The organism is Thalassotalea nanhaiensis (assembly GCF_031583575.1).
Taxonomy (GTDB): domain Bacteria; phylum Pseudomonadota; class Gammaproteobacteria; order Enterobacterales; family Alteromonadaceae; genus Thalassotalea_A; species Thalassotalea_A nanhaiensis.
On sequence record NZ_CP134146.1, the window covers coordinates 1164177 to 1177755 of the forward strand.

7 protein-coding genes are annotated in these 13579 nt (G+C 37.0%); 3 read left to right on the forward strand and 4 right to left on the reverse strand.

Annotated features, from left to right (window positions below):
* Positions 1 to 52: 52 nt before the first annotated feature.
* Entirely contained in the window at positions 53 to 1009 is a 957-nt protein-coding gene (locus RI845_RS05325; RefSeq protein WP_348388712.1) for an AAA family ATPase, read from the reverse strand.
* 202 nt (positions 1010 to 1211) lie between these two features.
* Here RI845_RS05325 and fadI point away from each other — a divergent pair, with 202 nt between their 5' ends.
* The 3 genes from fadI to RI845_RS05340 all read left to right on the forward strand — a co-directional run bounded on the left by fadI (position 1212) and on the right by RI845_RS05340 (position 5103).
* Entirely contained in the window at positions 1212 to 2522 is a 1311-nt protein-coding gene (gene fadI / locus RI845_RS05330; RefSeq protein ID WP_348389505.1) for an acetyl-CoA C-acyltransferase FadI, read from the forward strand.
* Between the two features lie 5 nt (positions 2523 to 2527).
* Entirely contained in the window at positions 2528 to 4684 is a 2157-nt protein-coding gene (fadJ, locus tag RI845_RS05335; protein ID WP_348388713.1) for a fatty acid oxidation complex subunit alpha FadJ, read from the forward strand.
* Positions 4685 to 4887: 203 nt separating this feature from the next.
* A complete protein-coding gene (locus RI845_RS05340; RefSeq protein WP_348388714.1) occupies positions 4888 to 5103 on the forward strand; it encodes a hypothetical protein in 216 nt (71 codons plus the stop codon).
* Between the two features lie 296 nt (positions 5104 to 5399).
* On the opposite strand, the gene RI845_RS05345 is transcribed toward RI845_RS05340, so the two are convergent.
* The 3 genes from RI845_RS05345 to RI845_RS05355 form a co-directional block, all read right to left on the reverse strand.
* The gene (locus tag RI845_RS05345) at positions 5400 to 5690 is read right to left on the reverse strand and encodes a hypothetical protein (protein ID WP_348388715.1); all 291 of its coding nucleotides are present in this window, start codon (positions 5688 to 5690) and stop codon (positions 5400 to 5402) included.
* Between the two features lie 253 nt (positions 5691 to 5943).
* Positions 5944 to 10479 carry an EAL domain-containing protein gene (locus tag RI845_RS05350; RefSeq protein ID WP_348388716.1) on the reverse strand — a complete coding sequence of 1512 codons (4536 nt, stop codon included), beginning with the start codon at positions 10477 to 10479 and terminating at the stop codon, positions 5944 to 5946.
* Positions 10480 to 10677: 198 nt separating this feature from the next.
* A complete protein-coding gene (locus tag RI845_RS05355; protein WP_348388717.1) occupies positions 10678 to 13443 on the reverse strand; it encodes an insulinase family protein in 2766 nt (921 codons plus the stop codon).
* Positions 13444 to 13579: the final 136 nt, after the last annotated feature.

Here is a 13579-nt window from a genome sequence, read left to right on the forward strand (position 1 = left end):
TTACCTATTACTACATCTAAATCATTTAAAAAACGTTTAGCTAAATATGCCACTAACCGACAGCAACTAAGGTTAAAATACGATCAAGGACTTGATTGGTGGTAATACCTTCCGCTTCGGCTTGATAGGTAAGCATTAAGCGATGACGTAAACAGTTATGTAATACGGCTTGAATATCTTCAGGGCTGACAAAGTCTCTGCCATTTAGCCAGGCTCGTGCACGGGAGCATCGATCTAACGCGATAGTTGCGCGTGGGCTGGCGCCGTAGGCTAACCATTTGCCTAGATTTTCATCATACTTTGCACCATCTCGAGTTGCCATGATCAAGTCAACTATGTACTGCTCAAGAACGGGCGCTAAATAAATTTCAAGAGTTTCTTTGCGTGCGTGAAATATTTCCGCTTGGCTGATATTAGTAAGAGGCGCTTTTTTCTCATTTAACGCTTCGCCGCGATTTAATCGCAAAATTTCTAACTCAGAAGCTGCATTTGGATAATCAATTTCTAAATGCATTAAAAAGCGATCCAGTTGCGCTTCTGGAAGTGGGTAAGTACCTTCTTGCTCCAGTGGGTTTTGGGTCGCCATGACCAAAAATAGATCTGGTAATTGATAGGTGGTTTTGCCCACCGTCACTTGACCTTCTGCCATTGCTTCTAATAGTGCAGACTGGACTTTTGCCGGTGCACGGTTAATTTCATCGGCTAAGATTAAGTTTTGAAATAGTGGACCGTGTTGGAATACAAAGGTGCCGTCTTCTGGTCGATAAATGTCAGTACCGGTTAAATCGGCAGGTAATAAATCCGGGGTAAACTGAATGCGATGGAACTCGGCATCAACACCGTCTGCTAATGAATTAATCGCTCGTGTTTTTGCAAGGCCCGGTGGACCTTCAACAATTAGGTGACCATCAGCTAATAATGCGATTAGTAAGTTTTCAACTAATGCGTGTTGACCTACGATTTGTTCACTTAAATGTTCTTGTAATTTAGAAAATTGTTCGATTGCCATAATAATTATTATTTTCCGTAAGCGCAGTTAAATACAGTCATTGTTCGTAAAAAATATATATAAGGATCATGTTATGCGAAATCAATACTTTTAAAAAGGCTCATTTGCAGATAGAATCAAATAAAATGATCAGGTCGGACCTGTTGTAAGGTTGTTTGCAATAATAGTGCAAATGTTAATCGACGATAATAAAGGAAACATGATGGGAATTCAGCAAACCGTAAAAACAGCTCAGGGTGAACGCATTGCAATAGTTGCAGGACTAAGAACGCCGTTTGTAAAGCAAGCGACAGACTTTCACGGCATACCTGCTCTTGATTTAGGCTCTATGGTAGTTAACGAATTAATTGCTAAAAGCGATATCGATCCAGCAATCATTGAGCAATTGGTTTTTGGTCAAGTTGTACAAATGCCAAAAGCACCAAACATTGCTCGTGAAATAGTTCTGGCAACACAAATGAATGTTGCTACCGATGCGTACAGCGTTTCACGAGCTTGTGCTACCAGCTTCCAATCAACGGTGAATGTTGCTGAAAATATCATGCTTGGCAATATCGATGTGGGTATTGCCGGTGGTGCTGATTCAATGTCAGTACCGCCAATTACGGTAACGAAAAAATTAGCTCGTACTTTATTGGACTTATCAAAAGCGAAAACTTTCGGCCAAAAAGCGAAACTTATTACCAGTCTTAAATTAAAAGATTTGTTGCCGGAGCCTCCAGCTGTTGCTGAATACTCGACTGGATTATCTATGGGACAAACGGCAGAGCAGATGGCAAAAACTCATGGTATAACCCGTGAAGAGCAAGATGCATTGGCCCATCGTTCACATACCTTAGCGGCAAAAACTTGGGCTGAAGGCAAGCTTGCTGATGAAGTAATGACTGCGCACTGTGAGCCTTATAAAAGAATAGTTACCAAAGATAATTGCTTCAGAGATAACTCTGAACTATCTGGGTATGCAAGACTTCGCCCAGTGTTTGATCGCAAGCACGGCTCAGTTACAGCTGCAAACTCTACCGCGTTAACCGATGGCGCATCTGCGGTTATTTTAATGCGAGAAGGGCGTGCTAAAGAGCTTGGTTACAATATCCTTGGGTACATTCGTTCATATGCCTTTACGGCAATCGATGTTTGGGAAGATATGTTAATGGGGCCATCGTATGCCACTCCACTTGCTTTACAACGTGCTGGTTTAACGCTTGCCGATTTAGACTTGATTGAAATGCATGAAGCCTTTGCCGCGCAAACCCTTGCTAACGTAAAAATGTTTGGCAGCACTAAATTTGCTAAAGATAAGCTTGGCTTAGATAAAGCAATTGGCGATATAGACATGGATAAATTTAATGTGCTTGGTGGTTCACTTGCCTACGGGCACCCATTTGCCGCAACAGGTACTCGATTAATCACCCAGACGTTAAATGAATTAAAGCGTCGTGGCGGTGGTCTTGGATTAACAACAGCTTGTGCTGCCGGTGGTTTAGGTGCAGCAATGATTTTGGAAGTGGAGTAAGCACAATGACTGATGTAACTAAACAAGAAACTCAAACTGAAAATTCAATGTCTACATTTACACTAACGCCACAAGACAATGGTATTGCGCTGTTAAAGATTGATGTGCAAAACGAAACCATGAATGTGCTTAAAGCAGAGTTTGCTGAGCAAATTCAAGAGATTTTAAAACAAGTTAAGAGCGATAGCTCAATTACTGGTTTAGTGATTTACAGCGGTAAAAGTAATTCTTTTGTGGCCGGCGCAGACATTACAATGCTTGATAAATGTGAAACAGCGCAGCAAGCAACTGAAATTGCTGCTGGCGGACAGATGATTTTTAATCAACTTGAGCAGTTATCAATCCCTGTTGTTGCCGCAATCAATGGCCCATGTTTAGGCGGTGGTTTAGAGCTTGCTATGGCGTGTCATATGCGAGTTTGTAGTGATTCAAATAAAACTGTATTAGGGTTACCTGAGGTACAGCTAGGGCTTCTACCTGGCAGTGGCGGTACACAGCGTTTACCGAAGCTGGTTGGTTTGCAAAAGTCGTTGGACATGATGTTAACGGGTAAACAGTTGCGTCCTAAACAAGCATTAAAAGCTGGTCTTGTGTTAGACGTAGTACCTAACTCGGTATTATTAGATGTTGCCATTAAAATGGCACAAACTGGCAAGCGTAAAGCAAATAGAAAAGTAAGTATTGTTGAAAAAGCATTAGAGTCTAACCCATTCGGCAGAAAGATAGTGTTTGATCAGGCTTCAAAAACAGTACTTGCCAAAACGAAAGGTAACTATCCTGCGCCGTTAAAAATTATTGACTGTATTCGTACTGGATATGAAAAAGGCACTACTAAAGGATTAGCTATAGAAGCGTACAACTTTGGTGAGCTGACCCAAACAGCAGAGTCAAAACAGCTCCGCAATTTATTCTTTGCTACTACCGAAATGAAAAAGGAGCAGGGCGTTGCAGGAGTAGCACCAGCTAAAGTAAATAAAGTTGGCGTTCTTGGTGGTGGTTTAATGGGTGGAGGCATCGCGTATGTTTCAGCCAATAATGCCAAAACACCTGTGCGTATAAAAGATATTAACCATACTGGTATTTCACATGCGTTAAAGTACAGCTTTGATATTTTAAATAAAAAAGTAAAACGCAGATTCATGTCGCAAAGTGCCATGCAAAAACAGCTGAACATGGTAACTGGAACTGTAGATTATGCTGGCTTTAAAGATGCAGACATGATCATTGAAGCGGTATTTGAAGATTTAGGCCTTAAACAATCTATGGTGGCTGACATTGAGGCTAACTGTAAAGATGGGATCATTTTTGCCAGTAACACATCGTCTTTACCAATTAATCAAATAGCAGCCAAAGCAGCTAAGCCTGAAAACGTTATTGGTCTGCATTATTTCTCGCCAGTAGATAAAATGCCGCTTGCTGAAATTATCGCTCATGAGAAAACATCAGATGAAACAATTTCTACTACAGTTGCATTTGCTAAGCGACAAGGTAAAACGCCAATTGTTGTTAAAGATAAAGCAGGTTTTTATGTAAACCGAATTTTAGCCCCTTATGTAAATGAAGCAGCCAATATTTTATTAGCTGGTGAGCCAATTGAGAAGATTGATCGTGCTCTGGTTAAGTTTGGCTTCCCTGTTGGTCCAATAAAGTTATTGGATGAGGTTGGTATTGATATTGGTGCTAAAATTAGTCCTATATTGGTGGACGAGCTAGGGGAACGATTTAAAGCGCCGGATGCATTTAACAAACTTATTGACGACAACCGCAAGGGCCGTAAAACCAATAAAGGCTTTTATAATTACTCTGGTAAAAAAGCCAATGGCAAAGAAGTTGATGAAACTGTCTACTCACTATTGAATATTCAACCAGCAAGCAAGTTAAGTGCGCAAGAAATCAATGAACGCTGTGTATTGTTAATGGTGAATGAAGCAGTCCGTTGTTTAGATGAAGGCATTATTCGTAATGCGAGAGATGGCGATATTGGCACTATATTCGGTATCGGCTTCCCTCCATTCATAGGCGGACCGTTTAGGTACCTTGATAGTTTAGGTGCTTCAACTGTTGTTGAAAAGCTAAGCGCTTATCAAGATAAATATGGTGATCACTTTGAGCCGTGTGCTGCATTAGTAGAAATGGCACAAACTAATCGAACTTGTTATTAAGTAAGATGCAAAACAAAAGCGGTAATCACTTGCCGCTTTAATGACTAAGGGGCAATTTATTGCCTCTTTTTTTATTTTAGGAGTTAATAAAAAAAAAATTATTGAATGGATATAAGAGGTTAACAAATATGCTTGAAAAACACGCGAAAATCACTTTAGTGTAAATAGTCTATTTGTTATACTACGCGCCCTTAAGTTGTCCTATGAGTCGTGTAGAGTTAAATATGTTGTTTGTTGTTGTTTCCTTACTATGTGCCGTTTTCTTTTATTGCCAAGCTCTACAGTCCGGTATGGGGCGTAAGCGTTGGGCTACGGCTGGCTTTGTACTAGGTCCATTAGTATGGCCAATGTTCTGCATGGAGAAACGCATGAAAACATTTAAAAGGTTTGGTACTAAGTTTGGTATCTTCAACGCATAATCGCTTATACTGCATAGCATTAACTATGCGTTGAAAACTGCTTAGTCTTTTATGAGAACCAGTTCGAGGCGCTCATTTCATACACTTCAATTCTTGTTGGTGCTTTAGTTACTTTCTTAGTGCTAAATATAGCAGTAAATACTCTTAACATAATCACCTCAAAGCCTTATCTATAAAGGCTTATGACCACCAGCTGTTTGCTGACATTTCACGAATTTCAATGCTGTCTGCTACTTGCTTGGCTGTAGTTTTAGACGTAAATATTGTTTTAATCATTGCAATCATTGTCTTATCTCCTAGATGCGAACTTTCGTTGTGCCCATAGGCTTGATACGAACTTTTGTTGTGCCCATAGGCTTGATACGAACTTTAGTTGTGCCCATAGGCTTGATGCGAACTTTCGTTGTACCCATAGGTTTGATGCGAACTTTCGTTGTACCCATAGGCTTGATGCGAACTTTCGTTGTGCCCATAGGCTGAATGCGAACTTTCGTTGTGCCAGATTCTATAGGGTTGTTAACAATAGGTGCATCCATCGATGGAGCACCGGTCGAAAGTAATACTGAAAAAATTAATGAACTAAGCATGGTATTTCCTATTTTTATTTTTGAGAATTTACATATAGGTATATTTAAGCTAATAGCATGCCAACTTTTATAAAAGTTAAAATAAAGTTTAAAAACTTGTTTTCGTTACGCTTTTATTTGTGAAGGGGGAATAATAGTTTTTTCGTATTTTGTGACGAGAAATTTTTAAATTGAACAGTTGTCTAATGAACGGTGAAGTAGAAAACCTTGCTTTTAAACAAGGTCATTTAATGTCAATCATTTGAATTGAGAGTTAAATATTATTGTACGGTGTCGATTTATTGGTGATGATGTGGGAAAGCAAATAGCGGCCAAAATCTTCTTCAGCTAAAGGCTTAGAATATAAATAACCTTGCATTTGTTCACAATTGAGCGTTTTAAGGTATTTAAGTTGGCTTTCGGTTTCGACACCTTCTGCTACAACATCCATGCCAAGGTTATGGGCGATAGTTACAATAGTGGCAACCATGTTCCGGCCTTCTTCGGAATTTTCTATATCGTCAACAAACGCTTTATCAATTTTTAAGGTATTAAGCGGGAACTGTTTTAAATACGCAAGAGAGGAGTAACCTGTACCAAAGTCATCTAAAGATAAGTTTACCCCCATCTTTCTAATTTGATGCATAAGCTCTATCGCTTCTTGCGGCGAGTTCATTACAGTACCTTCAGTGATCTCAAGTTCGAGATGTTTCGCTGGTAACTTGGTTTCCTCTAATATTTCTGCAATAACATTAACTAAATTAGGCTGCCTAAATTGTACCGCTGAAAGGTTTACTGCTATTCGGCCTTTAAACATACCGTTATCTAACCATGCTTTAGTTGCTAAGCATGCTTTACGTAAAACTATTTCGCCAATCTCGATAATTTGTCCGGTTTCTTCTGAAATTGGAATAAATATATCAGGACGTATAATGCCTTTATTACCCGCCTCAAAACGTACCAGAGCTTCCATGCCTTTTACTTTACCGCTGGCAACATCAATTTTAGGTTGATAAAACACTGAGAAAAGGTCTTCTTTTAAACCGTGACGTATTAAATTTTCTATCTGTAATCGTTTAACTGCTTGTTTGTTCATTGAATCGTTAAAGAATTGATAGGTATCACCACCTTTATCTTTTGCATGATACATAGCGGTATCGGCGTTCTTTAACAGCTCATGTGAATTTTCACCATCATCAGGGAACAACACTATGCCGATACTACAAGATAAAGATATTTCTTGTTGGCGAATATAGTAGGGCTCAACGATGGTATTTAATACTTCATCAGCAATAGATGTGATTTTATGAACATCGTTAGTGCCTTCAAGTATGAGTGCAAATTCATCGCCACCTAAACGGTAACAGGTGTCTTTTATATTCCCGATGGTTGCAATACGCTCGGTTACTTTACATAACAATACATCACCAATTTGATGGCCAAGAGAGTCGTTGATTTTTTTAAAGTTATCTAAATCAAATACAAGCAATGCATGTTCAATATCTTGGCTAACTAACTGAGAATGATTCGCTTGGAAAAACGATCTATTAGGCAAGCCTGTTAATGTATCAGAGTTAGCCAGCTTACGTAATTCTGCTTCTGTTTCTTTACGTTTGGTAATATCTGAGAATACACCAACAAAATGCGATATTTTGTCGTTTTCATCGCGGATAATATCGATGGTGATATCAATCAAATACGAATCACCATTAGAGCGTTTACTTTCAATTTCGCCTTGCCAGGTGCCGTGTGACATAAGGTTCTTTTTCAGGTTCTGTAAAAAGCTTTCAGGGTAAGAGTTAAAGGCTAACAGTTGCCCTAACGCTTCAGTTCTGGTTTGGCCTGTTATCGTTTGATATGAAATATTACAATCGACCAATTTAAATTGATTGTCGTAAACCACTACTGCATCAGATATGTTTTCAATACATTTAGCAAAAAGTTTTAAGCTTTCTTCATTGGCTTTTATTTGACTGATATCTTTTAAGGTACCAGTCATACGCAATGGCGCATCATCCTCATCACGTTCTACAATCTTACCTCTATCAAGCACCCATAACCAATTGTTGGTTTTATCTTTTACTCGATATGCGGCTTCATAATGCTCAGATTTTCCTTCTTTATGCTCAAGTAATAATTGCTTAACTCTTGGGTAATCTTGTGGATGAATGTTACGGCGCTCTTCGCCGTCTTCACTCGTCTCTGAGCCTTCAAGAGGAAAATCTAATATCCCCCAAATGTTTGAACGAAACATTTGATTGGTTTTTAGGTTCCAATCCCACATTTCATCGCCAGAGCCCCATAAAGCTAGTTTTAATCGCTCTTCCGACTCTTTGATTTTTATATTGGTTTGTTCTTTATTTTGAGCTTGACGAATAAAGTAATAAATAATAAATAAACAACAAAGTATATATACAGCCCATGCTGTATTAGTTTTCCACCAAGGCGGCAAAATTGTTATTTTAAAACCCTTTAGTTGTACATATTTATTAATAGTTGAGTCATAAGCTTCTAATAAAAAAGGGTAATCACCGGCAACGAGATTTGTGTAAGTTGCTCTTCTATTTTTATAATCAGTTTCAATCCAATTATGGTCTAAGCCAACTAGCTTATATCTATAAAGAACTTGCTCAGGCATACTCGAGTTTGGCGTTAAGAACTCCAAAGTGAAAGGGGATTGATCATATCTAAGTGTTATTTCATCTAGCGTTGCAAGCCGACTTGTAAGCAAATCTTGTTCAACAGAGTTCTTTGTTTTAGTTATTTTTACTTCTTTATTTGATATTCTAAGTTTCGTTAAAATTGGAGGTGAAAGTAATTGTGAATCTAGTTTTATATCCTCAGGAAAAAAACTATTAAATCCATTGATTCCACCGAAAAACAATCGCCCTTGACTACTTTTTAGAGAGGAACCTTCCCAAAATTCATTAGATTGTAATCCATAACTAGAATCAAAATTAGAAATGGATTTTGTTATTGGGCTTATTTTACTAATACCTTTATTTGAGCTAATCCAGGCATCACCAGAATCGTCTAATAATAAGTTAGTTGTGAAGTTGTTTGCTAAACCAGAATTTTCGTTAAAATGAAAATATTCATTCGTTTTTTTATCTAATAATAGTAATCCCTTGTCCCAAAAACTGAACCAAATAAAACCATTTTCTTCATTGATATAACTAACTTGGTTTTCTTCTAAAATTTTATTTTTAGGTAGGGTTAATTGTGAAAATGTTTCAGATTTTGGTATAAATTTATAAATTTCACCTTGATTAGTGTTAATCCAAACTTCGTCATTTTTAGTGGCTGATATAGTATAAATAAGATGGTTCTCATCATTTAATTTATAAGAGGTAAGTCTTTTCTTTTTAATGTTATATCTGTGTAACGATGAGTTTTGTGAACCGAACCAAATTTCATTGTCTAAAGCTAAAAAGTCAATTCTATCATTAAGAACTTTATCCAAAGAGTTGAAAGAGTCATCCTTGGTTAATGAGTTATTGGATATGTCAAAATAGATTAATTCATTCTCATAAGTAATTAACCAAAGGTTATTTTTTTCATCAGGTAAAAATGTATTTAACCTGCCATTTATTTCTATTGGTGCTTTCGATATTTCATTTGTATATGGATTTATCGAATATAGCCCGTTGAACTCGGTATAAATCCATATATCACCATTTGGAAGTTCGGCAAATCCTAATACATTTTTTTTGTTTTTAAGGTCGCTAGATAAATAATGCGGGAAGAGAGAATAGGAAGAGCTATATTTATTTACACCACTCGAAATAGTCCCTACCCAAGTTGTATTCGACTTATCCTTAAAAATTGAATAGACAAACTTCATCTCTAATGCGGTTGAATCTAATTGAGAGATATTCTTTTCTGCTAATGTATCTTCGATAAGGTTATATGTATATAAACCACTTTCGGTTCCAATTAATAATTCGTAATCGCTTACTTTGTTAATGCTTCTTGTTCTGTTAGCCATGCTGCTAACACCATAATTTTCAGCTAATATTTTCTTTTTAAGTTTATAGTTTTTGTCAATTATGAAAATGCCATTATCAGTGGCTACCCAAAAATTATTTTCTATTTCTTTAATTTCAAAGATTCCACTAGCATCGATGTTAAGATGCCATTTATTTTTTCCATTCAGTGGTGAGGTGAAATTAAATTCATCATTAATAATATAAAGGCCATTTTCATAAGTTCCTAACCAATAATAATTATTATCGTCTTGGAATATTGATTTGATTTCTTTTAGGTTTTTTGTGTTTTCTCTGAAGTTTATTTTTGAAAAAGTTTCTGTTTGCTTGTTAAGTTTGTGTAGGCTATCACCGGTAGAAATAAATATATCTTTTTTATTATCTTCGAAAATACTCCAAATAGCCTGATCTTTAAATTTTGAATATGTATTAATAAACTCATTTGTTTTAGGGTTATATTTACTAAGTCCACTCTGAGTTCCAACCCATAAACCATTTGAACTATCTACAAATACAACTCTTACAAAGTTGTTTAATAAGGAGTTCGGGTTATCAATTTCATTTCTATAATAAGAAAATTCATAACCATCATATCGATTCAGGCCATCTTGGGTGGCAAGCCAAATAAAGCCTTCTTGGTCTTGTGCTATAGAATATACACTACTTTGCGAAAGTCCTTGTTCAATAGATAATTGTTGAAACTTGATCGGTGTTTGTGAGGATGAATGCGCTGAGAGCGAAAAAATGGCAAGCAGAGTTACCATGATTAATTGGAGTATGTTTATAGCATTAACGTTTATCTTGTTATTTTTATTAAACTGCACACAAGGCCTTTGCGTATTGCTTTGCCTCTGACAAAGAGACGTATTATTTTGATAACAATAAATGAAAAAACACTGAAATTGCTATATACACAAGTATCATCTTAAAACAATTACTGGCCAATTTAAAGGTGAATATTTTGTAAATAACCCACCTTAAATATTAGCATTTAAGCGACGAATTAATTGCTGCCAATTTGGTTAGGATTTATGTGGAGTTATTTGATGAAATTCATCGATGTCTTTAATAACTCTATGATTATTTAGCAAATACGAAAGTTCATCAGAGTGCTTTACCGATGCTAAACAAATCTTATCTACTAGCCCGTTGTTGGCGAGTGTGTTTTTGATAAAGCTCGCGATGTCTGCAAGTGTTAAGTGTTCAATTTCACTAATCAATTTTTCTTTTTGATCAAAACCATAATCTTTATTGCATATACTCATCCAATAACGTTGGCTTTTTATTCTTGGGCTAGTGTCTTTCTCTTGCAGCTGTCCAATTAACCCTTGCTGTAAATGCAGCCATTCATCACTTGATATACTGACGTCAAACTCATTAATGAATTCATCCATCGCCGAAAATAGGGCATCACTGGTTGTATCTGGAGATTGAATGTAAAAGGCGACTCCTGGGAATCGGTTCATTGGTACATAGCCAACACCTACCAAGTAACCAAACTGCCGTTCGGTTCGCATTTGATGAAAAAAATGTGGTGATAACAAATGGCTGGTGACCATAGTTATTGCCACGCTTTTAACATCGTCATTTGGCATTGGGTAATAAATGACGCTGGCATAGTCATGATCTGGTATATGTAACGGCAGTAAGCTTGCGCCTTTATCTTGATAGTCCACAACTTTTCCGTTCACGGCTTCATTTTCGTCTAAATGCTCAGACAGTTTGGCACTGATTAATTTCGCCATACTCGTTGCTTGTGGCTCTAACCAGTTACCATAAATGAATACTTCAATACATAGCTTGTTGAAATATGCTTCACAAAATTCGGTAAACCGTTGATAACTTACTTGCTCTAATGCATCAGCTAAGTCTTTGCTGCTAGGGCTGTAAGGCTTCATTAAAGCGCTTAATTTAGCAAATAATTGAGAAATTGATTTACTCTTTTGCGCATTTCGCCAATTAACCACTAACTGCTTTTTAAATAAATTAAACCGCTCTATCGCCAAGGAATGATCTTTGATGCTATCAAGCAGGTTTGCTAACAATAACGGCTGCTTTTCATTAATGCCTGATAACTGTAACGTCATCCCTCCTTGGTGTGGATATAAGTGATAATGAATGCCCGCGAGTTCTGCGTGATAATTTTGTTCAAGTACCGAGTCACTAAATAACTCAACAAATAATCGAGTCATGGCGATATGGGCTTTACTCTCAACCGCAACTGTTGAGTCAATGCCAATAAATATTTGCCCTTTAGGGACGAAAAAAGAGCTGTCTTGTTTAAACCACACTTTTAAGCCAGGTTTATCTTTGATCAACGCCGGCACTGATACTTCATTTTTGGCCGGAACGAGTGTTGGTTCATCGACAATATATGGATTAGGTGCTGGTAAACTTAACTCTTTAAAGACAAGATCATTTTTCCAACGAGTAATTAACTCCGTTGCAATCGTAGCGGTTTTATAAGGAACTTTATACCAATAACTTGTTCTATCGGTTTTCACGTGTTGATTCACGCGGATGATACGCATGTTATCAGGGCGTAAATAATCTAAAAATTCAGCGACTAAATCGGGCTTAAGTTCTGCCATAACATAATCACCATAAATGTAATCATGCTCAGGATAATGTTGCATATTAATGACCAGCTGATTCACTGAGTCTAGCGGTTTTAGTTTTTCTTGATATTGAAATGAGAATTCAGAAATTGCCTTTTTCTCATTAAAATAAGTGCTGTTAATCCCGTCTTTTTTCATCAACTGAATATAAGCAAACACCAAGGACACAATCTCATCTTGATGTTGTTCGCCTTCTTCGGTCAATCGTAAACTTATATTAAAGTCTTTAAAGTTTGCCCCGTTAACTCCGCCACCTGACGTTAATGCCATTGCCCATTGTTTGTTTTTTAAATAGGCTAAAATACTGCCGCTGCCTTCATGGCCTAACAGGTAACTTAAATAGCTCACTGGTTTATATAAATATGAGCTGTCTATACCCGGCATGGCAAAACTTAAAATAAGTTTACGATCATTTTTTTCGGGTTTAATTTCAACAGTGATACCAAGGTGTTGTTTTTTATACAACGGTTCAGTCACTTCTATTTTAGTATGTTGTTCAGACTTGATAGCTGAAAACTTTTCTATCACCAATCGCTCCAATTCAGCGATTGGTTGAGGCCCCTCGACAGCAAGCGTCATCCGTTCGGCGCGGTAATATTCATTATAAAACCGAGTCACTTCATCTTTCAAACAACTGTCTGCTTTGTCTGAAAGAGTATCTAAACTGCCTACAGAGAATTTACTAAACGGGTGCTCAGGATTAATTGTTTCTTTGTGGACATCATAAATACGACGCATATCGTCTTTAAGCTTTAACTTAAATTCAGCGTCAATGTTTTGTCTTTCTTTTTCAATAAACTCTTGTGATAACAGTGGGGCGGTAAAAAATTGACTGAAACGATCTAATGCATCATTAAAGTGTTTTTGGTTAATGTCAAAATAATAGCAAGTGTGCTCAGTGCCTGTCCAAGCATTATTAGAGCCGTTGTGTTGGGATAAATATTGTTGATATTCGCCACTTTCTGGATACTTCTCAGTACCCAAAAACAGCATATGCTCTAAAAAGTGTGCTAAGCCTTGTCTATCCTTAGGATCGTCAAAATGACCGGCATTCACAGCAAGGGCTGCAGCGCTACGGTTCGATTCGTTATTCTCAATCAATAAAACACGTAAACCATTTGCTAATGTAATCGGCTTATACTGCTTAGGATCGTTTGGGCTTTGCTTCAATAAAGGCTCCACTGCCAAGTTTAAAAACAATGACTGATTATTTTTGGTAAATATATAAAATTATTACTAAATATATAATAAATAATATACCTGATAACAATTTATTTCTGAACTATTGTTTATCTATGGCACGTAA

Excerpts from the sequence above, each read along its gene's own strand:
- fadJ (WP_348388713.1), top strand. The coding sequence starts at position 2,528 with ATGACTGATGTAACTAAACAAGAAACTCAAACTGAAAATTCAATGTCT.
- RI845_RS05325 (WP_348388712.1), bottom strand. The coding sequence starts at position 1,009 with ATGGCAATCGAACAATTTTCTAAATTACAAGAACATTTAAGTGAACAA.
- RI845_RS05345 (WP_348388715.1), bottom strand. The coding sequence starts at position 5,690 with ATGCTTAGTTCATTAATTTTTTCAGTATTACTTTCGACCGGTGCTCCA.
- RI845_RS05340 (WP_348388714.1), top strand. The coding sequence starts at position 4,888 with ATGAGTCGTGTAGAGTTAAATATGTTGTTTGTTGTTGTTTCCTTACTA.
- fadI (WP_348389505.1), top strand. The coding sequence starts at position 1,212 with ATGGGAATTCAGCAAACCGTAAAAACAGCTCAGGGTGAACGCATTGCA.